The sequence below is a fragment of the Embleya australiensis genome, from assembly GCF_051903075.1.
Classification (GTDB): Bacteria; Actinomycetota; Actinomycetes; order Streptomycetales; family Streptomycetaceae; genus Embleya.
Genome location: NZ_CP182422.1, coordinates 4,155,362 through 4,181,423, shown reverse-complemented (window position 1 = coordinate 4,181,423; position 26,062 = coordinate 4,155,362). Strand labels below are relative to the sequence as shown.

22 protein-coding genes are annotated in these 26,062 nt (G+C 69.9%); 6 read left to right on the top strand and 16 right to left on the bottom strand.

Annotated elements, in window-relative coordinates; all coding sequences use genetic code 11:
* Position 1: 1 nt before the first annotated feature.
* From ACMXN5_RS18045 to ACMXN5_RS18010, 8 genes are all read right to left on the bottom strand, one after another.
* Positions 2–637, bottom strand: coding sequence for a phosphatase PAP2 family protein (locus tag ACMXN5_RS18045; protein ID WP_439676130.1), 636 nt, complete (start codon positions 635–637; stop codon positions 2–4).
* Between the two features lie 105 nt (positions 638–742).
* Positions 743–1,495, bottom strand: coding sequence for an ABC transporter ATP-binding protein (locus tag ACMXN5_RS18040; RefSeq protein ID WP_395797069.1), 753 nt, complete (start codon positions 1,493–1,495; stop codon positions 743–745).
* Between the two features lie 112 nt (positions 1,496–1,607).
* Positions 1,608–2,528 carry an ABC transporter permease gene (locus tag ACMXN5_RS18035; protein WP_126636473.1) on the bottom strand — a complete coding sequence of 307 codons (921 nt, stop codon included), beginning with the start codon at positions 2,526–2,528 and terminating at the stop codon, positions 1,608–1,610.
* A 58-nt stretch (positions 2,529–2,586) separates the two neighbouring features.
* A complete protein-coding gene (locus tag ACMXN5_RS18030) occupies positions 2,587–3,450 on the bottom strand; it encodes a glycosyltransferase family 2 protein (RefSeq protein WP_439678032.1) in 864 nt (287 codons plus the stop codon).
* Between the two features lie 53 nt (positions 3,451–3,503).
* Complete coding sequence (locus tag ACMXN5_RS18025; protein WP_439676129.1) at positions 3,504–4,286, bottom strand: CDP-alcohol phosphatidyltransferase family protein; 783 nt, start codon at positions 4,284–4,286, stop codon at positions 3,504–3,506.
* Positions 4,264–5,334, bottom strand: a complete 1,071-nt coding sequence (locus ACMXN5_RS18020; RefSeq protein WP_439676128.1) for an iron-containing alcohol dehydrogenase family protein — start codon at positions 5,332–5,334, stop codon at positions 4,264–4,266. Before ACMXN5_RS18020 ends, ACMXN5_RS18025 begins: the two co-directional genes overlap by 23 nt.
* Positions 5,322–6,089 carry an NTP transferase domain-containing protein gene (locus ACMXN5_RS18015; protein ID WP_439676127.1) on the bottom strand — a complete coding sequence of 256 codons (768 nt, stop codon included), beginning with the start codon at positions 6,087–6,089 and terminating at the stop codon, positions 5,322–5,324. The genes ACMXN5_RS18020 and ACMXN5_RS18015 overlap by 13 nt, the downstream gene beginning before the upstream one ends.
* Positions 6,086–7,897: a DUF5941 domain-containing protein gene (locus ACMXN5_RS18010; protein ID WP_439676126.1), complete on the bottom strand. Its 1,812-nt coding sequence runs from the start codon at positions 7,895–7,897 to the stop codon at positions 6,086–6,088. Before ACMXN5_RS18010 ends, ACMXN5_RS18015 begins: the two co-directional genes overlap by 4 nt.
* Before the next feature lie 410 nt (positions 7,898–8,307).
* Between ACMXN5_RS18010 and ACMXN5_RS18005 the strand changes: the two genes are divergently transcribed.
* The gene (locus ACMXN5_RS18005; protein WP_439676125.1) at positions 8,308–11,151 is read left to right on the top strand and encodes a bifunctional glycosyltransferase/CDP-glycerol:glycerophosphate glycerophosphotransferase; all 2,844 of its coding nucleotides are present in this window, start codon (positions 8,308–8,310) and stop codon (positions 11,149–11,151) included.
* On the top strand, positions 11,148–12,314 hold the full coding sequence (locus ACMXN5_RS18000) for a glycosyltransferase (RefSeq protein ID WP_439676124.1): 1,167 nt from the start codon (positions 11,148–11,150) through the stop codon (positions 12,312–12,314). The genes ACMXN5_RS18005 and ACMXN5_RS18000 overlap by 4 nt, the downstream gene beginning before the upstream one ends.
* 81 nt (positions 12,315–12,395) lie before the next feature.
* On the opposite strand, the gene ACMXN5_RS17995 is transcribed toward ACMXN5_RS18000, so the two are convergent.
* The 5 genes from ACMXN5_RS17995 to ACMXN5_RS17975 form a co-directional block, all read right to left on the bottom strand.
* Positions 12,396–13,994: a glycosyltransferase family 2 protein gene (locus ACMXN5_RS17995; RefSeq protein WP_439676123.1), complete on the bottom strand. Its 1,599-nt coding sequence runs from the start codon at positions 13,992–13,994 to the stop codon at positions 12,396–12,398.
* A 1-nt stretch (position 13,995) separates the two neighbouring features.
* The gene (locus tag ACMXN5_RS17990; RefSeq protein ID WP_439676122.1) at positions 13,996–16,116 is read right to left on the bottom strand and encodes a hypothetical protein; all 2,121 of its coding nucleotides are present in this window, start codon (positions 16,114–16,116) and stop codon (positions 13,996–13,998) included.
* A 74-nt stretch (positions 16,117–16,190) separates the two neighbouring features.
* Complete coding sequence (locus tag ACMXN5_RS17985; protein WP_439676121.1) at positions 16,191–17,513, bottom strand: PIG-L family deacetylase; 1,323 nt, start codon at positions 17,511–17,513, stop codon at positions 16,191–16,193.
* 145 nt (positions 17,514–17,658) lie between these two features.
* A complete protein-coding gene (locus tag ACMXN5_RS17980) occupies positions 17,659–18,087 on the bottom strand; it encodes a DUF2304 domain-containing protein (protein ID WP_439676120.1) in 429 nt (142 codons plus the stop codon).
* A 4-nt stretch (positions 18,088–18,091) separates the two neighbouring features.
* Positions 18,092–18,778, bottom strand: coding sequence for a glycosyltransferase family 2 protein (locus tag ACMXN5_RS17975; protein WP_395796916.1), 687 nt, complete (start codon positions 18,776–18,778; stop codon positions 18,092–18,094).
* A gap of 460 nt (positions 18,779–19,238) precedes the next feature.
* Here ACMXN5_RS17975 and ACMXN5_RS17970 point away from each other — a divergent pair, with 460 nt between their 5' ends.
* Positions 19,239–20,438 carry a lipopolysaccharide biosynthesis protein gene (locus ACMXN5_RS17970; protein WP_439676119.1) on the top strand — a complete coding sequence of 400 codons (1,200 nt, stop codon included), beginning with the start codon at positions 19,239–19,241 and terminating at the stop codon, positions 20,436–20,438.
* Positions 20,439–20,475: 37 nt separating this feature from the next.
* Positions 20,476–21,375, top strand: coding sequence for a glycosyltransferase family 2 protein (locus ACMXN5_RS17965; protein ID WP_439676118.1), 900 nt, complete (start codon positions 20,476–20,478; stop codon positions 21,373–21,375).
* Between the two features lie 24 nt (positions 21,376–21,399).
* Here the strand turns inward: ACMXN5_RS17965 and ACMXN5_RS17960 are convergent, their stop codons facing one another.
* The 3 genes from ACMXN5_RS17960 to rfbB all read right to left on the bottom strand — a co-directional run bounded on the left by ACMXN5_RS17960 (position 21,400) and on the right by rfbB (position 24,396).
* Positions 21,400–22,395, bottom strand: a complete 996-nt coding sequence (locus ACMXN5_RS17960; protein WP_439676117.1) for an NAD-dependent epimerase/dehydratase family protein — start codon at positions 22,393–22,395, stop codon at positions 21,400–21,402.
* Positions 22,396–22,453: 58 nt separating this feature from the next.
* Entirely contained in the window at positions 22,454–23,356 is a 903-nt protein-coding gene (locus tag ACMXN5_RS17955; RefSeq protein WP_395796908.1) for a glycosyltransferase family 2 protein, read from the bottom strand.
* Positions 23,357–23,418: 62 nt separating this feature from the next.
* Positions 23,419–24,396: a dTDP-glucose 4,6-dehydratase gene (gene rfbB, locus ACMXN5_RS17950; protein WP_439676116.1), complete on the bottom strand. Its 978-nt coding sequence runs from the start codon at positions 24,394–24,396 to the stop codon at positions 23,419–23,421.
* A gap of 108 nt (positions 24,397–24,504) precedes the next feature.
* Here rfbB and rfbA point away from each other — a divergent pair, with 108 nt between their 5' ends.
* On the top strand, positions 24,505–25,404 hold the full coding sequence (gene rfbA / locus ACMXN5_RS17945) for a glucose-1-phosphate thymidylyltransferase RfbA (RefSeq protein WP_439676115.1): 900 nt from the start codon (positions 24,505–24,507) through the stop codon (positions 25,402–25,404).
* Positions 25,405–25,414: 10 nt separating this feature from the next.
* Complete coding sequence (locus ACMXN5_RS17940; protein WP_439676114.1) at positions 25,415–26,020, top strand: dTDP-4-dehydrorhamnose 3,5-epimerase family protein; 606 nt, start codon at positions 25,415–25,417, stop codon at positions 26,018–26,020.
* Positions 26,021–26,062 lie beyond the last annotated feature (42 nt).

Below are 26,062 nucleotides of genomic sequence, written 5' to 3'. Positions count from 1 at the left end.
GTCATCCCGCCGCACGCGGCGCGGCCGTGACCAGCGGCCGCAGCGGTCCGCGTTCGACCATCCGCACCACCGGCTCCAGGAGGCGGCCGACGAACATCGAGCCGACCAGCGCGACCAGTGCGCCGAGCGCGAATCCGGCGAGCACGTCGGTCGGGTAGTGCACCCCCACGTAGAGCCGGGCGAAGCCGGTGAACACCGCGGCGAGCACCGCGAGCACGCCGATCCGGCGGTCCACCAGCAGGATCCCGACCGCGAGCGCCATCGTGGTCAGCGCGTGGTCGGAGGCGAAGGACGGGTCGGTCTTGCCCTGCACGAGCACGTGCAGCCCGTCGTGGCTCAGGAAGGGGCGCGGCCGGTCCACCCAGTCGCGCAGCGGCGCGTTCGCCAACTCCGCCACCAGGGCCGCGAGCGGGGCCCACACGAGGCCGGCCACGGCCGCGATGTGGTCCGGCCGGGAGCGTACCCGCCACCACGTGAGCAGGCCGAGCACGGCGAGTACGGCGAACATGCCGTACTCGCCCATGAACTCCATGCCGCCGTGCGCCCAGGAGGTGTGTTCGGTGAGTCCGTTGACGTCCCGCAAAACCTCGATGTCGAGGTTGTCGTCGGTACTCTCCGCCAGGACCTGCAAGGACACCGGTGAACCTTCCCTTTGCGTGGTGCTTGTGGTGCTTGTGGTGCGTGTCGTGCCGGCGTTGCCGCCGTGGTGCCGGTGCCGCCTCGGCCCATGTGGGGCCGGGTGCTACTTGCCCTCGTATGCGTCGACAACCTCTGTCGTCGGGCCGTCCATCTTGATCACGCCCTGGTCGAGCCAGATGACCCGATCGCAGGTGTCCCGGATCGACTTCATGCTGTGGCTGACCAGGAACACCGTGCCCGCCTCCTCACGGAGCCGGCGGATCCGCGCCTCGCTCTTGAGCTGGAAGTCGCGGTCGCCGGTGGCCAGCGCCTCGTCGATCATCAGCACGTCGTGCGTACGGGCGGCCGCGATGGAGAACCGCAGGCGGGAGGCCATGCCGGACGAGTAGGTCCGCATGGGCAGCCTGAGGAAGTCCTTGCCGTTGTAGTTGTTCAGCCCGGAGAACGTGGCGATGTCGTCGTACTTGGCGTCGGCCTCGCGCTGGGTCATGCCCATCGCCAGGCAGCCCAGGATGATGTTCCGCTCACCGGTGAGGTCGTTCATCATCGCGGCGTTGACGCCCAGGAGCGACGGCTGGCCGTCGCTGTAGATCTTGCCGGTGGTGGGCGGCAGCAGGCCGGCGATGCAGCGCAGGATCGTGCTCTTGCCCGAACCGTTGCGCCCGATCAGGCCGATCGCCTGGCCCTTGTAGGCGACGAAGCTGACGCCGCGCACGGCGTGCACCTCGGTGATCCCCGCCGCCTTCTTGCGCAGCGCGAGCCGGGACAGCGCGGAGGTGGCGCTGCCCTTGCCCGCGGCGGCGCCGTGCACCCGGTAGATCAGGTGCACGTCGTCGACCACCACGGTCGGCGGCATCTCCTCCTGCGGCTGCTGCGCCGACTGCGCGGCACTCTGCTCGGGCACGTCGACCTCGGACTTCGCGCCGGACGTCGCGCCGGCCTCGGCCAAACTCATGATCGCGGGCTGCTCAGCCACTGCCGTACCTCTCTTCCGCCTTCCAGAAGTACACGTATCCGCCGATGCCCATCACCAGCGCCCAGCCCACCGCGTAACCCCACACGTGCAGCGGGAGCGTGTGGTGGCTGTCGATGAGCGAGTCGCGGATCACCTCGATGTAGACCGCTCCCGGGTTCGCCTCCAGCACCCGGGCCACCCAGCCGGGCGCCTTGTCGGTATAGGAGTCCAGGCTGTAGAACACGCCGCTGAGGTACAGCCAGGTGCGCAGCACGAACGGCAGCAGCTGCTTGATGTCCACCAGCACCGCGCCGATCCGGGCCAGGACCAGGCTCAGGCCGACGTTGAAGACGAACTGCAGCACCAGCGCGGGCACCACCAGGAGCCACTTCAGGGTGAGCGGCTCACCGGTGCCCAGCACGATCGCGCACAGCACGACCATCGAGAACAGCAGCTGCTGGAGCTGCACGATGGTGAACGAGATCGGCAGGCACGCGCGGGGGAAGTGCAGTGCCCGGATCAGATTGAGCTGATCGCTGATCGCCCGGCTGCCCGCGAGCACCGCGCTCTGCGTGAAGGTGAACACGAAGACGCCGGTGACCAGGAAGGCGACGTAGTTGTCGATGCCCTCCTTGGTCTGCACCAGGTAGCCGAAGATCAGGTAGTACACGGCCGCGTTCATCAGCGGCGTGAGCACCTGCCACACCTGGCCGAGCTTGGCCGTGCTGTAGGTGGCCCGGGTCTTGGCGTTGGCGAAGGCCACGATGAAGTGGCGCCGGGCCCAGAGCTGCCCGCTGTACGCGAACAGCCCGGGGCGGGCACCACTGACCGTCAGCTTGTAGCGGGCGGCGAGGTCCGCCAGTGGTTCGCTGGAACCGGGGGGTGCCGACGTCCCCTGTGGGCTAAGGGTGTCGGCCTGCACGCTGTTGGCCACGTTGACACTTTCATGTGCGTCGGGTCGAAATCGATACGGTACGGGGAATTCCAGCCTGTCAGATCACGGGCGGACGGCCGAGCCTGGTCATCCGCCAGACCGTTCGCCAGGACATCGGTCGGCGCGGGCCGGCGGGGGTCCGCCAGCCCTCGCGGAAGCCGGCCGCCCAGGCCTTGGCGTTTTCCTTGGACGGGCGGCGGGCGGCCGTGAGTACCACCCAGGTGCCCAGGTAGGCGGGCACGATCGGCCAGGGCAGATTGCGTCGGGCCAGGTAGACGCGGTTGCGCGCGTTCATCCGAAAGAAGGCCGCGTGCCGGGCCGGGCTGGTCTTGGGGTGCTCGAGCACGATGTCGGCGCGGTACTCGATCTCCCAGCCCGCGTCGAGCGCGCGCCAGGCCAGGTCGGTCTCCTCGTGCGCGTAGAAGAAGTCGTCGGGCAGCCCGCCGACCTCGCGCAGCACCGCCGCGCGCACCGCACTGGCGCCGCCCAGGAACGTCGTCACCGGGCCCGAGCACAGCGGGTCGCCGACCCGGATCCGGGGCACGTGCCGGCGCTGGGTCTCGCCGCTCTCCGGGTCCACGATCCGGAAGGAGACGATGCCCAGGCGCGGGTTGGCCGCGAACGCCTCGCGCAGCAGGCGGCCGGCGTCGGTGCCGCCGAGCCGGCCGTCGTCGTCGAGGAAGAGCACCACGTCGGTGTCGGCGGGCAGGCCGTCGGCGCCGACGTTGCGGCCGGCCGGGATGCCCACGTTCTTCGGCAGGGCGATGCCCACCGCACCCTCGGGCAGCTCCGGCAGCGGGCCGCCGTTGGCGACCACGACCACCGCCATCCGCTCGCCGTCCTGGTCGGCGACCGAGCGCAGCAGGCGCTCCAGCTCCCGCGGGCGATCGCCCATGGTCAGCACCACCGCGCCGAGCACCATGTGTTCGGTGTCGGCGCCGCCATCGGCCCGCTGCCCCTCGGCAGCCTCGGCGGTCACCGGAGCCTGCTCGACATGAGCACGCTGACCAGGTGCAGCACGGTCTGCAGGAGGGCGATGGCGGCCAGCGCGGTGACCGCGATCCGGCTGTAGAGCAGGCCGCCGTCGTCGGCCACCAGGTCGAGCGCGCCCGCCAGGAGCAGGAAGATCGACGCCTCGACGGCGCCGACCAGACGGTGGAACTTGAGCGAGGCGACCATCTTGCGCGCGCTCGCCGCGCCCGAGGAGCGCGGTACGGCGGCGGCGTCCTGTACGGGCGGCAGGCCGCTCTTCGCGCGGGCGCCGTCGACCAGGTCGGTCTCGGACTTGATCAGGATCGCGCCCAGGGCGGCGACCACGCCGAGCGTGGCGTAGCCGTTGAAGCCGCCGCCGTCCAGGACGCCCGCCGCGTGCAGGCCGGCGCCGGAGAGCAGCGCGGCCTCGGACAGGTAGTGGCCGACGCGGTCGAGGTAGACCCCGGTGACCGAGGTCTGCCGGCGCCAGCGGGCCACCTCGCCGTCGACGCAGTCGAGCAGCAGGTAGAGCTGCACCAGGATCAGCGCGGCGAGCGGTCCGGCGATCCCGGGCAGGATCAGCGCGGCGCCGGCGGCGATGCCCGCGAGGATCATCATGTAGGTGAGCCCGTTGGGCGTCACCCGGGTCCCGACGATGCGTCGGGTCACCTGGAGGGAGATCCGGCGCATGTAGATGCGCCCGGCCCAGTGTTCGCCACTGCGCCGGTCGAGCAGACCCTCGGGGTGTACGACCGAGCGAAGCTCAGCCGCCGTAGGTGTGGACATATTCGGTCACCGAATCCCGGATGGCGTCGTGGTCGAGGTCGAGATGTTCGAGGATGGTGAAACGTCCCGGGCGGGTCTGCGGCGCGTGAGTCACCACCGCCGTGAACTCGTCGATGGTCAGGCCGAGATGCTCCGGCACGACCGGCAGCTTGTGCCGCTCGAGGGCGCTCGTCAAGAGCCTGGTCAGCGCCTTGTCGCCGCGCAGGTGGGTGGCGAACGCGGCGCCCAGGCCGACCTGTTCGCCGTGCAGCCCGTCGTGGCCGTCGCGCTCGCCGTAGAGCAGGTCGATGGCGTGCGAGATCTCGTGGCAGGCCCCGCTGCACGGGCGGGTGGTGCCGGCCACCGACATCGCGATGCCGGAGAGCACCAGGCCCTCGGTCAGCGCGACGAGGAAGTCGTCGTCCTCGATGCCGCCCGGGCGGTGCAGCATCGAGTCGCCGGAGGTGCGGGCGAGCGCGACCGCGAGGCCGTCCAGCGGCTCGCCGGTCACCCGGTGGGACAGCTCCCAGTCGGCCACCGCGCACAGGTTCGACAACGACTCGCCGATCCCGGAGCGCACGAAGCGCTGCGGCGCGGCCCGGACCAGGTCCAGGTCGACCACCAGCGCGATCGGCGTGGGCACGCCGTAGGAGCCGCGGCCCGCGTCGTTGTCGAGGATGCTCACCGGCGAGGCGATGCCGTCGTGGGCGAGGTTGGTGGCGACCGCGACCATGGGCAGGCCCACGCGCGCGGCGGCGTACTTGGTGGCGTCCAGGACCCGGCCGCCGCCGAGGCCGACCACCGCGTCGTAGGCCCCGCCGCGCATGCGGTCGGCCAGGTCGACCGCCGCGGTCAGCGTGCCACCGCCCACCGAATACCACTCGGCGCCCGGCAGTTGCGGGGCGAACCGCTCGCGCAGCCCGGCGCCGGAGCCCTCGCTGACCACGACCGCGATCCGGCCCGAGGTGGAGACCCGACGGTCGGCCAGGATGCCGGCCAGGTCGGCGACCGCGCCCGCGCGAATGTCGACGGTGAGCGGTGTGGGGACCAGTCGGGTCAGTACCGGCACGCGATCTCCCGGGCGACCGTCAGGTCCTCGGTGGTGTCGATCTCGGTCCACGGCACCCGGATGTCGGGCGCGCCGATCGGCTGCACGTCGACCCGGCCGCCGCGGTTCACCAGTTCCTGGTAGCCGTCCTCGTAGTACAGCTGCGGGTCGCGTTCGAAGGTGGCCCGGAGCGCGTCGACCAGCGCGGGCGCGGCATGGCCCTCGATCAGCGTGACGCCGATGTACTCGCCGGCCGCCTCGGCCGGGTCCATCAGCTTGGTGATCCGGCGCATCCGGCCGTCGTCGCCGAGGGTGACCTTCATTTCCTCGTCGGCGAGCGGCTTGGCGGTGTCCAGGGCCAGGATGATGCCCTTGTCGCCGCCCCGCGCGGCCAGCATGGTCTCCTGTACCGAGAGCGGGTGCAGCGTGTCGCCGTTGGCGAGCAATACGCCGTCGGCGAGGTGGTCGCGGGCGCACCACAGGGAGTAGGCGTTGTTCCACTCCTCGGCCTTGTCGTTGTCGACCAGGCGCAGCTTGAGGCCGTACCGGCGCTCCAGCAGGTCCTGCCGCTCGCGGATCGCGTCGCCGCAGTAGCCGATCACGATCGCGGCCTCGGTCAGGCCGACCGCGGCGTAGTGGGAGAGCGTGACCTCCAGGATCGACCGCTCGCTGTCCGGCGCACCGGGCGCGCCCACCGGCACCAGGGCCTTGGGCAGCGTGTCGGTGTGCGGGCGCAGCCGGCGGCCGGCGCCGGCTGCGAGAACGAGGCCGATCATGAAAGGTCTCCAGTTCGATCGGGGGCCGCCGCGACGACGGCCTCCAGGGGGCGGTACGACGGTGTGGAGGCCGAGGGGGCGGGGCCCACCGGGGTGGCGTCGTCGATGTCCGGGCGCGCGCCGCGCACCCAGAAGGCGACACTCTCGGCGAGCACGATCGCCGCCAACACGCCGGCCGTGACGATCAGACCGGTGCGCAGGGTGTCCGAACCCGCCGCGGCCAGCACGGTCACCAGGAGCACACGTCCCTCGTGACCGAGCACCGCCCACACCAGCGCCCGGGGCGGGGCCCCGTAGCCGCCGCGCAGGCGATACACCGTGTCGTAGTGATGGTAGGCGGTGGCCGCGACCAAACCGAATGCCACGGCCACCGCGGTGGGCACCACCTGCGCGGCCAGGACGGTGATCGCGGCGTATTCGGCGGCCCGGAAGATCGGCGGCACCACCCAGTCGAGCCGGCGCACCAGCGGGCGGCCGATCGCGACCCCGGCGCACAGCGCGTAGGCGCCCGCGCCGGCCAGGCCCCACCACTCTCCCGCGCCGCCCGCGAGCAGCACGGCGAGCAGGGCGGCGGTGCCAAGCAGCGCGGCCGCGGGGGCGGGCACGCGCAGCCGCAGCCGGGCGACGAGTTCGGCGAGCGGGCCGCTGTCGGCGAGCGCGGCCAGGTGCTCGCCGACCTGCGGGGCGGCCGGCGTGCGGCGCGGCAGCGAGCGCAGGACGCGGCCGAGCGAGGTGTAGCAGGCGGCGAGCACGCAGCCGGTGATCAGCACGACGAAGGTGATCCGCGGCGTGGTGGTCGCGGTGAGCACGGCGATCAGGGCCCAGCGCTCGCCGATCGGCAGGATGATCATCCGCCGGGCCCACACGGTCCAGCCGACCGCGTTCAGCTTGCCGGACAGTTTGGCGCCCGCGCCGCCGTCGGCGCTCTCGTCATCCCCGCCGCCGATGCCGCGCCGGGTCTCGTTGAACGCGAAGTCGACGATGTGCCGGGTGGTCATCACCACCATCGCGACCAGCGCGAGGGTCCACACGTCGTCGTCGTGCCGGGCGGCGCCGAGCGCCAGACCCGCGTAGACGGCGTACTCCTTGGCCCGGTCGAAGGTGGCGTCCAGCCACGAGCCGATCCGCGAATAGCTCACCGCGTAGCGGGCGAGTTGGCCGTCGGTGCAGTCGAGCACGAAGGACAAGTACAGGCCCAGGGCCGCGCCGATGTAGCCGGCGCGGGTGCCGGTGGCCGCGCCCGCCGCCGCGGCGAGCGCAACGAACAGCGAGGCGACGGTGACCTGATTGGGCGTCAGGCCCCGGCGCGCGCACCAGCGGGCCAGGTAGCGCGACCAGGTGCTGACCGCGAACGTGGTGAAGAAACCGTCCCGCGCCTTGACCGCCGAGGTGAGCCGGATGCGCTCGTCGTCCACCGCGGCCACCGCGGCCACCGCCCGGGCGCGCGCGTCCTCGTCGCGCGGCACCTCGGCGACCAGTTCGCCCAGCGGGACCTCGCGCGGCGAGACACCCGCCGCGGCCAGCCGCTCGGCGATCAGGTCGGGCACGCAGTCGTCGGCGGCGGGCCGGTCGAGGCCGGCCGCGATCCGGGCCGCCTCGGCCCTGGCCTCGCCCTCGACGGCGAGCACGCCGGGTACGTGTGCGGCCGGGAAGCGGGTGTCGGCGATCACCAGGCGCAGCGCGTGCCGGTGGCCGACGAACCGCGCGTCGACGAGGGTGATCCGGTCCTCCCCCGCGGCCAACGCGGCCCGCAGCGCGTCCGGGGCCGCCACCTCGATCTCCGGCACACTGCGATCGAGCGCCGACAACTCGGCGAGCAGCGGGGCCGGATCGACCCGATCCGTCGAACCGGGGGCAGCGGGCGCTGTGACGACCAGGGCGGTGGACAGGCGCCATCACTCCTTTGCGTGCTCGCCTCGTGAGGCGATCGCCGCGGCAACGCCGATCGGGTTCGAGCCGATCCGACGGAGGGTATGGGGGATTCCCCGAAACAACGAGACAGGTTAACGGATCACCCGGCGTCGTCCGCCACCTGCGACGGGGATCGTTTGCGACCCCGCTCGCGAACCCGGGCCCGCGGAACCGCCGACCGCCCGTTTCGCGTCCGTATGCTCCCGACGGTCGCCGGATGCCCGTACCCGGCGGGAATTGGCCCGCCGATCGGCCGCCTGGCTAAGCTCGAGGCACCGTTTCGAGTCCCGCCCACGGAGGTGGTCGCATGAGTGTGTCCCGCGCACCCGACGTGAGCGTGATCGTGATCGTCTACAACGACGCGACACGGCTGCCCCGCGCGGTGGACTCGGTCCTGCGGCAGACCCTGGACAACCTCGAGATCCTGATCGTGGACGACGCGAGCACCGACGACAGTTTCGCGGTGGCGGAGCGGTTCGCGGCCGAGCATCCGGGCAAGGTGCGCGCGATTCGGCTGGAGCACAACAGCGGTGGGTGCAGCCGGCCCCGCAACGAGGGCATCGACCAGGCCCGCGGCACGTTCGTGATGTTCCTCGACAGCGACGACACCCTCGACCGGCACGCGTGCAAGAACATGCTGGTGGCCGCCGAGGAGACCGGGGCGGACCTGATCTCCGGGCTGTGTGTGCGCCTGCACGAGGGCCGCAACGGCAAGGTCACCCCGTGGTATCCCGAGCTCTACGCGGAGCGCGCGGTCCTGGAGTCGGCGAGCGAGCGGCCGGAGCTGCTCTACGACACGTTGTCGACGAACAAGTGTTACCGCCAAACCTTCCTGAACGAACACGAACTGCGGTTCCCCGAGGGCCTGCACTACGAGGACCTGCTGTTCTCGGCGCGCGCGTATCTGGCGGCGAACCGGATCACGCTGATCCCGAACACCGTCTACCAGTGGCGGGTGGTCAAGGACGCGAAGGTGCGTTCGATCTCCAACCGACGCGGGGAGTTGCGCAACTTCACCGATCGGCTCGCGATCCACCGCCGGATCGACGAGGAGTTGCAGACCGAGGAACTGAGGTCGCTGAAGCTGCTGAAGGACGTCAAGTTCCTCCAGCACGACCTGGTCCTCTACCTGTGGGGCCTGCCGTTCCAAACCGAGGAATTCCGCCGGGAGTTCATCCCGTTGGCCCAGGAGTACCTGGCCACGCTCGACCCTCGGGCCTTCCGCGAGGCCAAGCACATCCCGGCGCTTGCCGCCTACCTCGTGCTGCGCGACGACTGGCCGAACCTGCTGACCGCGATCGACCTCGTGTTGAACCGGAGCAAGGTGGCGGCGCCGCTGCACCGACAGGACGGCCGGGTCTACTGGTGCGCGGAGCACCTGGACGACGAACTCGGCCGCGCGATCCTGGACGTCACCGACCTGGTGACCTGGGCGAAGCCGCTGGACCAGGTCTGGCTCGGCAACGACCTCGTGCACTACTCGTCCACCGGCGGTTCGGTGCGGCTGGCGGGCCTGATCGTCAATCCGCTCGACCGCATCGAGCCGACCGCGCGGCTCTCGGCCCGCCTGGAGTTCCGCTCCCGGCGCAAGAAGCTGGCGATGACCGCGGTGCACGTGCCGGTGGACTCGATCCGGCACACCCCCGAGGGGTTGGCCTGGGAAACCACCGTGGACCTCACCCGCACGCTGCATCCGGTCGGCGTACTCGACCCGGTGTGGGACGTCTGGATGGACCTGACCGTCGACGGCGTGGTCAGCACCAGTCGCATCTTCGCCACCTCGCTGCCGGAGGATGCCCGTTCGATCCCGATCCGGCCCCGGCTGGGCAAGGCGGTCGGCGACCACGTGCTCCCGTTCATCACGGACAAGGGCCATCTGTCCTTCACCGTCACGCACGAGGGGGCGATCGCCCGCAAGGGCCGCGAACTGGTGCTGCGCACGGCCGACAGCGCCTTCGGTCACAAACTGGTCGCGACCGCCCGCAAGCAGATGACGCGTACGGGCGCCCGCAAGCGGGAGGCGTTCCGGCTGGCGCGGACCGCGCTGGCCAAGCTGCCGGTGCGCAAGGGCCTGGTCGTCTTCGAAAGCCACCTCGGCCTCCAGTACAGCGACAACCCGCGCTACATATACGAGGAACTGCGGCGCTCCGGGGCCCGGTTCGAGGCGGTGTGGGTGTACGCGGAGAGCCGGGCGGGCTTCCCCAAGGAAGCCACCCTGGTCAAGCGCGGCTCGTGGGCGCACTACAAGGCGCTCGCCCAGGCCGAGTTCTGGATCGACAACCAGGGTGTGCTCGGCGACGCGGTGAAGAACCCCGGCACCACCTACATCCAGACCTGGCACGGCTCCGCGCTCAAGCGCATGGGCTTCGACATGCCCTCGGTCAAGCAGTCCGACGCGGCCGCGCAGGCCCGGTTGCAAAAGGGCGTGGACCGCTTCGACTACTTCGTGGTCCGGTCCGAGCACGACGTGGACACGCTGATGGCCGCCTACCGGCTGCGGGCCGAGCCGCTGCGCACCGGCTATCCGCGCAACGACGCGCTGGCCGACGCGGACGCCCCGACCGCCGACGTGGAGGCGTTGCGGGCCGAGTTGGGCCTGGTCGGCGATCCGCGCCGGATCGTGTTGTACGCACCGACGTTCCGGCCTCGCGAGGAGGACGAGGAGTTCGAGATGCCGTTCGATCTCGAACGCTGGGTACGGGAGTTGGGCGAGGAGTTCGTGCTGCTCGTGCGCACGCACTACCTCGACACCGTGGACCTGCCGCCGTCGTTGGCGAAGGACGTGCGCGACGCGTCCGCCACGCACGACGTCACGCCGCTGCTGCGGTTGGCCGACGTCCTGATCACCGACTACTCGTCGCTGATGTTCGACTACGCGCTCCTGGACCGGCCGATGGTGTTCTACACCTACGACTACGAGGCCTACACGCGGCAGTCGCGCGGAGCCTACTTCGAGCTGGCCGACCGGGCGCCCGGTCCGCTGGCGGCGGATCAGGACGCGCTGTTCGCCGCGGTGCGCGAGTCGGGCGCCGAACACGGGCGCTACGCGGACCTGCGCCGGGCGTTCGTGAAGTCCTACGGCGAGTACGACCGCGGCACCGCGGCCAGGCAGATCGTCGAACGCTTCTTCCCGAGGGGGGGCGCGCAGTGAGCGAGACCAGTGTGACGCGCACACCGCGCGACATCTTCATCGTCTGCAACAACATCGAGGAGCTCGGCGGACTCCAGCGCTGGGCGCACCACACCGCCGGGATGCTGGAGGCGAGCGGCCACTCGGTGCACCTGATCGGTGTCGTGCACCCCGAGAGCGTGCACGACTACGGCCGCGATCTGCCGTACCGCACGAGTGTCCTGCATCGGGTGCATCCGCCGTCGGCCTGGGGCCCGCGCACGGTCCGCGATCGGCTCGACGTGGTCGCCCGGCGTCGGGAGGCGCTGCGCAAGGCGTCGGTGCGGCAGGCGGCCGACCGGCTCACCGCGCTGTTCCGCGCCGCGCGGCCCGGGGCGATCGTGATCGTCCCGCAGGTGTGGGCGATGGAGTGGGTCGCCGCGGCCGACACCTCCGGGCTGCGGGTGATCGGGATGAGCCACGAGTCGTTCGAGGCGTCGGCGAACTCCTCGCGGGCCCGCCGGGTGCGCCGCTGGTTCGCCGACGTGGACCGGCTGCTGCTGCTGACCGTCGAGGACGCGGACGCGTGGAGCCGGGACGGGCTCAACAACGTCGACGTGCTGCCGAACCCGCTGCCGATCAAGCCCGAGACGACCTCGGAGCGAACCGCTCCGCTGGTGGTCGCGCTGGGTCGGCTCTCCTTCGAGAAGGGCTACGACCTGCTCCTGGAGGCGTGGGTCGACGTGGCGCGGCGCCGGCCCGACTGGCGGCTGCGGCTGTACGGGTCGGGGCCGGAGGAGGGACGGTTGCGCGCCCGGGCGAGCGAGCTGGGGTTGGCCGACGGCGTCGAGTTCGCGGGCCGCACCGCCGACGTCGAGGGCGCGTTGCGCGATGCCTCGGTGTTCGCGGCACCCTCGCGCGCCGAGGGTTTTCCGATCTCGCTGATGGAGGCGATGGCCATGGGCGTGCCCAGCGTCGCGTTCGACTGCGCACCCGGTGTCCGCGAGATCATCGCGCACGAACAGAACGGCCTGCTGGTACCGCGCGGCAACACCCGGGAGTTCACCGCCGCGTTGGAGCGGCTGATCACGGACCGGGAGTTGCGCGACCGTCTCGGCGAACAGGGCCTCAAGGACGTCACCCGGTTCGCACCGGAGGCCGTCCTGGAGCGCTGGGAACAGATCTTCGGATACGTCTACCGCTAGCGCGTGTCTTCGGAGCCCGACGGGAGATTGAAGACATGTAGCACGTGTCCGCGGGGCGGGCAGGTCCTGCCCGCCCCGGAATCACCCTCGCCGGCGACGCAGTCGGGCACCCAGGACCTCGCGGATGCCCGCACCGCCGCCGGCGTAGCGGATCGCCAGCGACCGGCTCGCGGTCGCGTGGAACTGCACGAACGCGAGCCCGTTGCGCAGATCGGGCCGCATCCGCCGGCCCAGGCCCCGCCCGGCGCGCGCCTTGGTGACGATCGGGGCGCCGGCCGCGTGATGCACCCGGACCCACACGTCCCAGACCGCGAACGGCTCCAGGCCCGCCACGTGCAGCGCCTCGACCGTGACCCGGCCGGTCCACGCGTCGGCGCCGGGCACCGCGCGCAGTCGGCCCTCCCGGACGCCGAGGACCCGGACCTCGTCGCCGTGGCGATCGCGCAACTCCACGTCGATCCGGCTCGGTTCGACCTCGGTCAACCGCCCGTGGAGGTTGTGCACGGTGAGGTCCAGGACGTTGCCGCGCGGGCCGATCACATCCGCCTCGACCACCACCGGCAGTTCGGCCGGCGCGAGGTCGGCGAGGCCCGTCAGCACCACCTCGGGCGCCGTGTCGTCCCACACCGCGACACCCTCGCGAGTGGTGTACGGACCGGTCAACCGCGGCGGCTCGGCGGCCAGTTCGGACAACCGCGCCAGGTCGGTCGGCTCCGGTCGGGCGGCGAGCACGGCGGCGGCCCAGCGCGCGGCCGGGAACGCGGCCCGTACCGCGTCGGGGTCCAGGCCCGCGAGGTGCCTACGGGCCGCGTCCCACCACGGATCCCGGTATTCGGCCGGGCGCTTGTGCAGGTCGCGCAGGTAGAGCCGCAGGTCGTGCTCGACGAACTTGGTCTGCGCCGCCGCCCGCAGCGCGGGTTCGTCCGCCTCGGTGAGGATGTCCACGACCTGTCGGTGCGCGTCGAGGCGATCCAGCCAGTTGCCGATCCGGTCCCGACGCAGCGAGATCGACGGATCGCCGGCCTCGCGACGCACGTGCCAGGTGTAGACGTGATCGGAGATCACCGCGAAGCGCGGGCCGGCCGCGTACACCCGGGCGGTGAACACGAAGTCCTCGTAGTGCCCGGCGCCGTCGGGGAAGCGGATGTCGTGCCCGAGCAGGAACGCCCGGTCGTAGAGCTTGTTGACCGACAGGGTGTCCCACACCGTCTCGGGCCGCTCGGCCGGATTCGCGTAGCCGACCTCGGCGGTGAACAGGTGCGGCTGCCACGGCACGTCGCGGGTGCGCGGCAGCTCCCGCCGTACACACAGGCCGGCGACCACGTGGGCGTCGTGCCGATCGGCCGCGGCGGCCAGCGCGTCGACCGCGCCGGGCGGGAGCACGTCGTCGCTGTCCAGGAAGACGATCCGAGCCGCGCGCGCGGCCGACATCCCGTCGTTGCGCGGGGTGCCACACCCACCGCTGTTGTCCGCGCGGCGCACGATCCGCACGCGCGGATCCTCGGCCGCCAGCCGCGCGCAGACGGCCGGGGTGTCGTCGGTCGAGGCGTCGTCCACGACCACGACCTCGCCGACGACCTCGCCCTGGGCGAGCGCCGAACGCACGGCGTCGGCGAGTCGGTCGGCGTCGTTGTACACGATCACCACCACGCCGACCCGGGGGTCGATGGGCACGCTCATGTCACTTCCTGTCGGGCGCGTCTTGGGGGCTCTTGCACCCGTTGGCCGGGAACGGGATCCTCGGCACCGGCGCCACCCGCTCGCCGGGCTTCGGCGCGGGTTGCGCCTTGAAGTCGTAGGTGCATCGGCTGGGGTTGCTGAACAACACTTCGAGGCCCAGGTCGGGGCGATCCCGGCGCAGGGTCTGCACGGTCGCCAGTATCTCCGGATCGTCGGTGACCACCCGGATCGGCAGCTTGGGGAACTTGACCACGATCCGCTTGGTCAGTTGTTCCGGCGTCTCCTGGGTGCCGTAGTACGGCTTGGCCTGCCACGCGGTGCCCAGGTTGCGCGAGAGCACGTCGACCCACAACGTCCCGTAGTAGTTGGCCTGCCAGTCGTTCTTCATCTGCACTATCGTCGCGTGGCCCCGGGGGTCGGGCTGGGCCTGGATCGTTTTCAGGACCAGTTGGGCGAGCCGGGGGTGGTCCATCTTCTTCGTGAAGTAGCCCACACCCCAACTGAGATCGCGCGGCGGCTTGCGCCACACGTCGCGGTCCGGGTTCGCGTTCAGGGCGAGGGCGGCGAACAGCGCCATCGCCAGCACCAACGCCGGGACGGGGCGGGTGAACGGGGCCGATCGGCGGGCCCGGCCCGCGAAGTGCCCGGGTCGCCAGCGCGGTGCCACGAACCAGGTCGCGCCGAGGCAGACGAGGGCGACCACGATGAGTTGATGCAGCAACTTCTCGTAGTAGTACGAGGTCTCGCCGATGATCGCGCTCTGGTAGACGAACATCAGCGCGACGACCCCGCCCGCGCAGACCATCCACAGGATCGCCATCCGGCGCACCGGGTTGCGCCAGGCCGATCGAGACAGCAGGCCGAGCGCGACGACCAGGACCAGGAGCGCGAGCAGGTGCCGGATGGTGGGACTGATTCCGCCCCCCGCGTTCAGCGAATCCGACTTCACCGACTCGCTGTTGAGGATCGGCAGGTAGAGCGCGCCGAACGCGGTCACCACCACCGCGCCGACGGTCCACAGCGGCTGCCCGAACAGTCGCTTGCGATTGCCGAACATCCAGACCAGGAGCAGCACTCCGGCCAGGGGGAGAAACAGGTAGTAGGTGAAGGACAACCCGACGGTCAGCGCGGCCAGTACGCACATCTGCTCCCGCAACCGGGGCAGCGGCCGGCTGGTGACCGCGACCAGCAGCGCCAGCAGGCCGAGGCCGACGAATTCGCTCGGGAAACCGCGCAGGAACATCGCCATTCCGTCGCCGAAGTACAGATATGCCATGGCCGCCGTACCGACGGCGACGTAGCGCCATGTCGACAGCGCCGTTCCGGCGATCCAGCGCATCGACCACAACACGGCGAAGACGAGAAAGACGAGCGTGGCCGCGTAGAAGTAGACGAAGTGATCCAATGCGGTGGTCGCGGAACCGGCGGCGGTACTCGAACGCAGGAAGTTGTCGAACAGACTCATCCCGAAGTGACTGCCCTGCGGATAACCGAAAAGTTCATTCGTCAGTCCGGTACGCGTTTCCGAACGATTCAAGAACGTGTAACCACCGGCGGTCCTGATCGTGTCGTAGAGCGCGAAGTGTCGGCCGAGATCCTCCGCCACCGCCACCAGGGAAAGCCGGCCGACCAGTCCGCGGCCGAGATAGGGAAACACCGTTCCGATGGTGACCGCGGCGGTCAATGCCACGGTCACCAGATCGGGGAGGTTCACCGTCCGGGGCAACGCGGGGCGCCGCCCGGCGACCACCGCCCCGATCGACACCGCGGTGAAGCCCACCCCGGCCACCGGCACCGGGTGCAGCCCCCAGGGCCAGACCGAGAACACCAGTCCGGCCAGGCAGGTCGCGCCCACTGCCAGCGAGAACGCGAAGACCAGGCGGTCGAGGACGGTTCGCCCCGAGCGCAGCAGGGAGGCCACCAAGCCGATGAACAACACCGGCAAAACGACCGCCGCGTGGGCCGCGTAGGCCACGATCGGCACCAGCCAGGACATCGCCAGCGCCGCGAGCAGGATCAGCAGGCTCCGGCCGAGGCGGGATCCGCGGGCGGGCGACGGTCCCGGCGAGGCGACCGGACCGAACGGTGACGCGGTCGCCCGCGCGCTGTCTGAGACGGTCACGATTCCTCGTTCGGTCCGGTGAAACATACGAACTGGGCGGGCCCACGATATCGCATGGTATAAAGCGATCGAATTCAGACCTTGATGAAGTCCCATTTTTGGACGTCACCACTGCCGAGAGGCGCCTGGAATACATCTCCACCGGGCGCGTGGGCACCGGTGAGCGCCATGCCGGAATGGGCGAAGATCAGGCTGAATCCGGTCGCGACGTCGCCGTGCGCGCGTACCGCCTGGGCCGGGTCGAGAGCCCGCGCGACCAACCGGGCGCCGCACTCGGCGGCGGTGCTCGCGCCCGGGACCGCCACGATGACCTCGCCGCCCACCGGGATCAGCCCCCAGCCGTACCGGATGCCGGCCAGGCGGAACGCGCTGCCCGGTTGCTCCCTGGCCGCCGTGGTGGTCACCGGCGCGTCGGGCTCGGGCCGCGCGCTCAACTCGAGGCCGTTGCCCCGGTTGCGGATGCGGTAATGCGGTCCCAGATACGGATGTGCGGCAACCGGCTCGACGCGGTCGGGAACCGGCATCGGGAGCACCAGATCCCGGCGCCAGGCGGCGTCCACCTCATAGGATTTGCGGAGCCAGGGCCCGTATACCTTGCTGTGCTTGGCGTCCGGATCGTAGTCGGTGTATACGCCGAAGGCCTTCTTCTTCCGCGCCGCCTGTTCGCCGGTGAGATTCACCGGCTCCCGCTCGATCGTGTAATCCCGGTGATATGTGACGGAGCAGGGCTTGGTGTCCTGCTCGAGCGCGTACTTGACCAGGCGGGACACGGCCACGTGATCCTGGTGGAAACCGCCGACCGGATCCGGGTCGCCCTGAAGGTCGGACGTCGGATCCAGGGTATTGACCCGGTCCGGCTTGAATTCGTCCCGCAACCCGCGCAGGAACGCGACCAGGCGGTCCCGGTCGAGGTCCTGCGCGGGAAAAGTGTCACCGGGCCGCGTGGTGACCCGCGTGTTGTCCGCGTACAGACCCCAAAGGCGTTTCGCGCCGAGCGGGGTCCGCATGTACCCGTCGGGAATTCGGGTCTCCAGTATCGAGACCCGTTCGCCCAGGGTCCACAGCGTCGCCCGCACGCCGCCCGACTCGTAGGGCTGCGACTTCCAGTCCCGGAGTTCGGCGCCCAACGTACGCGCATAGGCGTCGCGCAGGCCCTGCTCCCGATCCGTCATGTACTTCGGGTAGCCCTGGTAATCCGACGCGTTGAAATAGACCGACCGCAGGAACGCCCCTGCGGTCAGGTTGTCCAACAATTCCGGGCTGAGGAAGAGCAGATCGTCGTCGTGGTGCGCGACCACGTTGAGCACGCGCGTCGTCGACGAGACGACGGGCGCCGACGCCGGACGGGCGACGGCCCGCGACGGCGCGGACCCGTCGCCCCGATCGAGCAATTCCACCGCTGTGACCACACCCGCGCCGGCGAGGGCGAGGCCACAACCACCGACAAGTACGCTCCTGCGCGATACGACCATCTTCGAACCCGAGTCCACTTCCGTGTACGTGCGGTGGCGGCACGGCCCGGTCGTCCGCTCGAGAACCGGATCAGCTCGTCGAGATGTGCTCCGACGCGGGAACCTCGGCGACCTGTGCGGGCCGGCCGCCGTTCTCCGCGGCCCGAGCCGGCGCCTCCGGCCGGTTCGCGTTGAGCAGCTGCGCCTCGCGGATGGCCACGCTGCGCGCGAGGTCGGTGATCTTCTTCTCCAGGGACCGGAACCGCATGAAGGTGTTCATCGCCATGAAGGCGACACCTACTACGAGTCCGTAGAGGATCAAGTCGGTTCCACGACCGACGCCGACCTTGTGCGCGAGCCACGTGGTGTCGGAGGGACGGATCACCGCGTAGGCGTTGACGCCGACGAACAGCAGGAACGCGATGCGCTTCCAGGCCCGGGTGCGCACCTGGTCCCACTGCAGGACGAAGAGGGCCAGCAGGCCCGCGGCGCCGAGGAGGAGAATTGCCTGGATCAACATACGATCATTTACCCCGCTGCCGAACCGACATGTCAAAGAGGATGTTCACGCCATTGATGAGCGACTGGCCCTTGGCTTTCGAGTATTCGGTGTAACGGACGGACACGGGCATCTCCTTGATGCGCAGACCCGAACGCGCCAGGAAACCGACGATCTCGGATGCGTGTGCCATGCCGTTCATGTTGATGCGCAACCGCGCCGCGGTCTCCCGATTGAAGACCCGCAACCCGTTGTGCGCGTCCGTCAAATGCAGCTTGCGGGACGTGAGACTCACCGCTGCAACGGTCCGCAGCACGATTCGCTTTATTTTGGGAATCTCCGTGCTGGCTTCCAGGAAGCGCGAACCGAGCACGACGTCGACATCACCCATGCGGATGCGTTCGACCATCGCCTCGGCGTCTTCGACCCGGTGTTGCCCGTCGGCGTCGAAGGTGACGAAATACCGAGCGCCCGGCTGGGCGAGCGCGTAGGTGATTCCGGTTTGCAAGGACGCACCCTGGCCGAGATTGACCGGGTGCTTCACGAGGTGCGCAACGGTCCCGAAAATTTCACGGGCCGAATTGTCGGAGCTGCCGTCATCCACACAAACAATGTTCGGGAATACTAGAGATGCATCCGTGACGACTTGGGCGATGACCTGGTCTTCATTGAAGACAGGGATCACCAACCATACGTCGCTGTAGTCCCGCACCAGACACTCCAAGATGAGAGTTTTCGCTACCGCGTCTGATTGTTTCGAGCAACAATCCGAAGAGACGAACCGACGCGCACTCGGCCCGGCCACGCGGCCTCCGGTCGATCATCGGCCGAACCTGTCGCCTCGTATGTCCAGTAGACTCGCGAAGCTATGGGCCCATCACCTCAGAGGATCCTAACCGATCGGCTGCCTGGTGGGTCGCCCATGATCGCCTGTACGGTCCTGTGCTGAGGGCCCGAGCGATCAGATCGGTGGGCGACGCGGGCGGGCCCGATCTCCACGCCGCCTCACTCCATCCCAACTTCGCATCGGCCGGGTCTCCGTGAATCTCGTAGTACGCGCCGTCCGGGCTCTACCCCCGGGCACGCTCCGAGTCGGCATCGGCGTCGTCGTTCTGGGCGCCGCCTCATATGTGCATCTTGCACTCGCCGGCCACACACTGTCGTCCGACGGCATGGCGAATGTGTCGGTTTTGTGGACCATCGCCTTTTCCGTGGGGTATGGATTTTATACCCCGGTCGAACAGGAGATCACTCGAATCGTCGCCGCCCGCAAAATCGGCGGCGAGGGCGCGGCTCCGGTATTGCGCAGGGGCATGGTCCTGGCCGGCGCCATCCTGGCGGCGGTGCTGATCGTGGTCGCGGCCGGCGCCGTACCCATCGCCGACCGGCTGTTCGCCGGGCAGCGCTCCATGCTGATCGCTCTCGCCGGCGCGTTCGTCGGGTTGGCGGCGACCGCGGTGACCCGCGGCATCCTCGCCGGACTCGGCCTGTTCCGGGAGTACGGCGCGCAGTTGGCGATCGACGGCGGCCTGCGGATCGTCTTCGCGTTCGGCCTCGGCATCGCCAAGGTCGAGTCGGCGCTGATGTTCAGTCTGATCCTGACCGCGGCCCCGCTCCTGTCGGTCCTGGTCACCCTGCGCCCGGTGCTGCGGCACGCGCTGCCGGGAACCACGGTGCCGTGGAAGGCGATGTATCGGGGCCTGGCCCTGCTCATCGTCTCCACGATGTTGTCCCAGATCGTGGTGAACATCGCGGTCATCAACGTCAAGCTGCTCGAACCCGGCGAGGTCGAACTGGTCAGCGCGCTGCTGTCGGCGATCGTGCTGGCCCGGGTGCCGCTGTTCGTCTTCAGTTCGTTGCAGACCTCGCTGCTGCCGGGGTTGGCCGGCGCGCACGCCGCCGGTGATCGCGCCGCGTTCCGCCAGCTCGTACTGCGCAGTTGCGGCATCGTCGCGGTGCTCGGCCTCAGCGGCGGAGCGGTGGCCACGATCCTCGGTCCCTGGCTGGTGCCGACCCTGTTCGGCTCGCCCGAGGTGCTCGGCACCGGGGACTTCGCCTGGTTCTCGCTGGGCACGCTGTGCTACATGCTCGCCCTCGTACTCGGGCAGGCGCTGATGGCCCAGGGCGGGCACCGGCACCAGATGTGGTCCTGGGTGATCGGCGTCGCCGCGCTCGCCGCCGTGACCGCGTCGCCGGGTTCCATCCAGATCCGGGTCGAGGCGGCCTACCTGACCGGATCGCTGATCACCGCGCTGGTCATGGCCTTCCTGCTGTGGAGTCTGGGCAAGCGCCGACCAGGGCACCATGTGAGCGACGCCCGGGCGGAGGATGCCCTTCGGGGCACTCCGACCGACAGCGTCGTGCAAGCCTGAAGCACCACGTTCACTCGACTCGCAACCGGAGACTGTGTTGGAAACGATCGACGTCGCGATGCCCTACTACGGCGACGTGGGCATGATGCAACAAGCCGTCCGTAGCGTCATCGCCCAGACCGACCAGAACTGGCGGCTCATCGTCACCGACGACGGCTCCGAACCCGGTGTGCCGGAGTGGTTCGCGAGCCTCCAGGACAGTCGCATCGAGTACCAGCGCAACGAACACCGCCTGGGCGTCACGAAGAACTACCAGAAGGTGCTCTCGCTGGTCGAGAACCCGCTCCTGGTCTTCATGGGCGGGGACGACGTGATGCTCCCCCACTACTTCGCCACCGTGCGGGCCTGCTTCGAGCAGTACCCCGACGCCAAGATCGTGCAGCCGGGGGTGCAAGTCATCGACACCGCCGGGAACCCGGCGATGCCCTTCGTCGATCAGGTCAAGCGACACCTGTTCGCGCCCAAGGTGCAGGGTCGCCGGCTCTTCGGCGGCGAGGACCTCGCGGTCGGCCTGATCCGCGGCAACTGGCTGTACTTCCCCTCGCTGGCGTGGCGCAGCGACATCGCCAAGAAGGTGGGCTTCCCCGACGACCTGGACGAGGTGCACGACCTCGCCATGGTGATCGACGCGCTGTGCCTGCACGCGACGATGGTGGTCGACGACACCGTCTGCTTCCGCTACCGGCGGCACGCGGTCAGCCACTCCTCGGCCGCGGCCGCGAGCGGCCGCCGCTTCGTCACCGAGCGCACCTACTTCACCGGCATGATCGAGCGCTTCGAGGCCCTGGGGTGGCACCGCGCGGCCGCCGCCGCGCGCAACCACGTCGGGTCGCGCCTGCACGCGCTCACGCTGGTCCCCAAGGCGGTCCGCCGCGGGGACAAGAGCTCGGTGCGCAACCTGACCCGGCACGCCTTCGGGAACACGAGCACCCAGTGACACGGGGAGGAGGCCCCCGACGCGTCACGCGTCGGGGGCCTCCTCGCCGTCCCGACCGACGCGCTCCGCCGCGTGCCGGGCCCACAGGCGCCGCATCGCGTGCCCGAGGGGATGAACCGGGCGCCAGCTCAGCACCTCCTCGGCGCGGGCCACGGACATGCACTGCCACTGCTCGTCCGGATCCGGATCGGGGAACTCCTCGATCACCTCGGCCGGGACGCCGCCGGCCTCGACGAGCAGGCGGACCAGATCGCGGGCGGGCACCGCCGCCCCGGCGCCGATGTTGACCACCCCCCGCGCGGTCGATTCCGCGGCGAGGACCACCGCGGCCACCACGTCGTCGAGGTCGACGAAGTCGCGACGCGCACCCAGCGACGCGAAGGCCAAGCGCACCGGCCCATCGGATCCGGCGCCGCGCGACAACCTCGCGGCCACCCCGCCCAGCAGGCTGTGGCCGGGCTGGCCGGCGCCGACCACGTTGCCCACGCGCAGCACGATCGCGTCCAGGCCCGCGTCCGCGGCGGCCGCGCCGATCCGCTCGGTGCAGCGCAGCTTCGCCGTGCCGTACGCGGTGACCGGACGTGCCGGCGAGTCCTCGTGCAGGATCGTGCCGACCGGGACCAGACCGTATTCGTGCACGGTGCCCAGGTGCACCAGGCGGGGGGCCCGATCCGACCGGCCGATCGCCGCGATCACGTTCTCGACCAACGTCAGGTTCGCGCCGACCAGTTCCTCGTCGGTCAGGCCCCACATGCCGCCGGCCGCGTTGATCACGTGGGTCACCCGGTGCTCGGCGAACACCTCGGCCGTCACCTTCGGGGGCGCCTGCTCCACGTCCAGGCGCACGAACGTCGCGGCGACCGGGGTTGCCGGCTCCCGCCGTCCGATCGCCACCACCGCGTGGCCGCGCTCGGCCAGGGCCGCGCACAGCGGGCGGCCGATGAACCCGGTACCGCCCAGGACGGCCACCCGCGCGGGGGTGGCCGGCCCACCCGGCGCGGCGGACAGCGATTCGGCCATGTGCCGCTCTCTTTCCATGGAGACCGGCGAACCCCCCTCGGGGTCGCCGCAACGCGGGTCATCGCGCCCGGCGCACCGAGCCGAACGCGTGCGAGACGATGTTGGTCACACTTTCCATCCGCCCGGTCCGTACCGCACCGGGCAGCAGGGTCAGCGCGTGCAGTCGCGACGCGACGTGGAAACGCGCGGCCCTGGCCGTCCGCGGCCAGCCGTGCTCCTGGGCCACCACGGCCAACTCCCGGAAGAAGTCCCGCTCCTCGGCGAAGCGGGCGCCGTTGACGGCGGTGGCCGACGAGATGCTCGCCGCGTGCCGGCGATACTGGAAGCTGATCGGGCTGGAGACGAGCAACTCCTCCCCCCGAAACAGCAGTTCCAGGACCAGCGCGAGATCCTGGGTGACCCGGAGGTCCTCCCGGAACGGCACCGCCTTGAGCGCGTCGGCGCGCCAGCACACGGACGGGAAGTAGAGCCAGTTGCCGCGGACCAGGCCGGTGGCCAACTCCTGACCGCCCATCAGGCGGTGGCCGTCCACCTTGGGCGCGTAGATCCGCCGTTTGGTCCCGTCCACCAGGGTCTTCACCGGTTGCCCCAGGCCGTCGATGACCTCGACGCCCGGCTGGATCATCGCCACGTCCGGCGCCAGCGCGAGCGATTCACGCATACGTTCGAGGTAGTTCGGCAGCATGATGTCGTCGGTCCCCATCAGGACCACCCGGTCGAACTCGACCAGGTCGATGCACTTGCGGTAGTTGCCCGAGACCCCGAGATTGCGCTCGTTGCGCAGGTAGCGCACACGCGTGTCCCCCAGCGAGTCGAACCACTCCGCGACGCCCTCCTCGCGACCGTCGTCGACGACGGTGAGTCGCCAGTCGCGGTCGGATTGCGTCATGACGCTGCGCACCGCGGCCTGCATCAGCGGAACAGGGCCGTAGTAGGGCAGCATGATGTCGAACGTCGTCATGCGATCAATACACCTAAGTGCTCGGCAACGGATGTCGGTGACGCGTCGAGCGTCCCACCGGATCAGGTGCCCGTCGCCCGCGCCTTCAAGGGTTCCCACCAGGATCGGTTGTCCCGGTACCAGGCTACGGTGTCCGCGAGTCCGCGCTCGAAAGGTACGACCGGGGCGTAGCCGAGTTCGTCCTGGATCTTGCGGATCGACAACGAGTAGCGCAGGTCGTGGCCCTTACGATCCTCGACCGGCCGCACCATCTTCCAATCCGCCCCGCACGCCTCCAGGAGCATCCCGGTCAACTCCCGGTTGGACATCTCGACGCCACCGCCGATGTGGTACGTCTCGCCGGCGCGGCCTTGACGCATCACCTTCTCGATGCCCGCGCAGTGGTCCTTGACGTGCAACCAGTCCCGTACGTTCCCGCCGTCGCCGTACAGCGGGACCGGCCTGCCGTCGAACAGGTTGGTCAGGAACAGGGGGATCATCTTCTCGGGGAACTGGTAGGGCCCGTAGTTGTTGGAGCACCGGGTGAGCACCACGTCCAGGCCATGGGTGCGAAAGGCCGCCAGGGCCAACAGATCGGCCCCCGCCTTGCTCGCCGAGTAGGGGGAATTGGGCGCGAGCGGCCAGTCCTCGGTCCACGAGCCCTCGCTGATCGAGCCGTAGACCTCGTCGGTGGACACCTGGACGAAACGCCCGAGTCGATGCTTCCGGGCGGCGTCGAGCAGGGTCTGGGTGCCGACGACATTGGTCGTCACGAATTCCATCGCGCCGGAGATCGAGCGGTCCACGTGCGATTCGGCCGCGAAGTGCACGATCACGTCGTGGCCCGGCACGACCTGATCGACCAGTTCGATGTCTGTGATGTCGCCGCGGACGAACGTGTATCCCGGGTGTCCCTCCACACCCGCCAGATTCGCGGTACTTCCCGAGTAGGACAGCTTGTCCAACACTGTGATCGAGTCGGACACGCTCGAACGGGACAACAGACCCCGTACGAACTCCGAGCCGACGAAACCGGCTCCGCCTGTGACCAAGATCCGCATGGAAACGGCATTTTACACGTTCCGCCCGAGCGGTATCGGCTCCCGCGCCGGTGGACGGGAGGATCCGCCGCAACCTGGGATTCACCCACACCACGTAGGGTGTGCGCCATGCGCGGCATTCTTCTCGCGGGTGGCACCGGCTCCCGACTGTGGCCTTTGACCCAGGCCGTCTCGAAGCAGCTCATGCCTGTCTTCGACAAGCCGATGATCTACTACCCGCTGTCCACACTGATCATGTCCGGAATCCGCGAGATCCTGGTCATCACCACCCCCCACGACCAGCCGCAGTTCCGACGCCTGCTCGGCGACGGATCGCGGTTGGGACTGAGCATCGAATACGTGGCCCAGGAGCGACCCGAGGGAATCGCCCAGGCATTCGTCCTCGGTGCCGACTTCATCGGCGACGAATCCGTCGCGCTCGTACTGGGCGACAACATCTTCCACGGCGTCGGCCTCGGTCGACAGTTGCGTGGTCACACGGACCTGAAGGGCGCCCGGGTCTTCGCCTGCCCGGTCGCCGACCCGAGCGCCTACGGCGTGGTGGAGTTCGACGCCGACGGTCGCGCCCTGTCGATCGAGGAGAAGCCGGCACGGCCCAAGTCCCGCTACGCGGTGCCCGGGCTGTACTTCTTCGACAACCAGGTCGTGGAGATCGCCCGTGGGCTCACCCCCAGCGCGCGCGGCGAGTTGGAGATCACCGAGGTCATCGCCGCCTACCTGCGCGCGGACCGACTGAACGTGACCCTGCTCGACCGCGGCACGGCCTGGCTGGACACCGGCACCTTCGACTCGATGGTCCAGGCCGCCGAGTTCGTCCGGGTGATCGAGCAGCGTCAGGGGCTCAAGATCGGCTGTGTCGAGGAGGCCGCCTGGCGGGCCGGGTTCATCGACGACGAGGCGGTGCGCGCGATCGCGACTCCCCTGCTCAAGAGCGGCTACGGAAAATACCTGATCGACCTGCTCGCGTACGGTGAGGGCTTGGCCCCCCACCCGACCCCCGTCGACTGAGGAAACCCGCATGGATATCCGCCCGCTCGGCATCGACGGGGCCTGGGAGGTCACGCCCCGTCTGCACGGCGACCCACGTGGCATGTTCACGGAATGGTATCGATTCGATCACCTCGCACAGGCGGTCGGACACCCGCTGAACCTCGCCCAGGCCAACATCTCGGTGTCCGCCCGCGGCGTGATCCGGGGCGTGCACTTCGCCGATGTCCCGCCGGGTCAGGCGAAGTATCTGACCTGTTCGCGCGGCGCGCTGCTCGACGTGGTGGTGGATCTGCGGGTCGGCTCGCCGACGTTCGGTCGCTGGGAGAGCGTGCTGCTGGACGATGTCGAGCACAAGGCGCTGTACATCTCCGAGGGCCTGGGGCACGGATTCTGCGCGCGGTCCGAAGACGCGACACTGGTCTACATGTGCTCGGCCGTGTATGCCCCCGAACGCGAACACACGGTGCATCCCCTGGATGCCCGATTGGCGATCGACTGGCAGACGGACGAGCCGGTGCTGTCCGCGCGGGACGCGGAGGCCCCGTCGCTGGAGGAGGCGGCCCGCACGGGTCTGCTCCCGCAGTACACGATCTGTAAGGACTTCACCGACTCGCTCGGTCTCGTCGGCACCTGACGCCGGCACCGAGAACGTCCCGTGGCGCAACCCGCGACGGGG

Excerpts from the sequence above, each read along its gene's own strand:
- ACMXN5_RS17940 (WP_439676114.1), top strand. The coding sequence starts at position 25,415 with ATGGATATCCGCCCGCTCGGCATCGACGGGGCCTGGGAGGTCACGCCC.
- ACMXN5_RS18015 (WP_439676127.1), bottom strand. The coding sequence starts at position 6,089 with ATGATCGGCCTCGTTCTCGCAGCCGGCGCCGGCCGCCGGCTGCGCCCG.
- ACMXN5_RS17960 (WP_439676117.1), bottom strand. The coding sequence starts at position 22,395 with ATGGCCGAATCGCTGTCCGCCGCGCCGGGTGGGCCGGCCACCCCCGCG.
- ACMXN5_RS18040 (WP_395797069.1), bottom strand. The coding sequence starts at position 1,495 with ATGCCGCCGACCGTGGTGGTCGACGACGTGCACCTGATCTACCGGGTG.
- ACMXN5_RS17970 (WP_439676119.1), top strand. The coding sequence starts at position 19,239 with ATGGCGAATGTGTCGGTTTTGTGGACCATCGCCTTTTCCGTGGGGTAT.
- ACMXN5_RS18030 (WP_439678032.1), bottom strand. The coding sequence starts at position 3,450 with ATGGTGCTCGGCGCGGTGGTGCTGACCATGGGCGATCGCCCGCGGGAG.
- ACMXN5_RS17955 (WP_395796908.1), bottom strand. The coding sequence starts at position 23,356 with ATGACGACGTTCGACATCATGCTGCCCTACTACGGCCCTGTTCCGCTG.
- rfbA (WP_439676115.1), top strand. The coding sequence starts at position 24,505 with ATGCGCGGCATTCTTCTCGCGGGTGGCACCGGCTCCCGACTGTGGCCT.
- ACMXN5_RS17980 (WP_439676120.1), bottom strand. The coding sequence starts at position 18,087 with ATGTTGATCCAGGCAATTCTCCTCCTCGGCGCCGCGGGCCTGCTGGCC.
- ACMXN5_RS17995 (WP_439676123.1), bottom strand. The coding sequence starts at position 13,994 with ATGAGCGTGCCCATCGACCCCCGGGTCGGCGTGGTGGTGATCGTGTAC.
- ACMXN5_RS18025 (WP_439676129.1), bottom strand. The coding sequence starts at position 4,286 with ATGTCCACACCTACGGCGGCTGAGCTTCGCTCGGTCGTACACCCCGAG.
- ACMXN5_RS18005 (WP_439676125.1), top strand. The coding sequence starts at position 8,308 with ATGAGTGTGTCCCGCGCACCCGACGTGAGCGTGATCGTGATCGTCTAC.
- rfbB (WP_439676116.1), bottom strand. The coding sequence starts at position 24,396 with ATGCGGATCTTGGTCACAGGCGGAGCCGGTTTCGTCGGCTCGGAGTTC.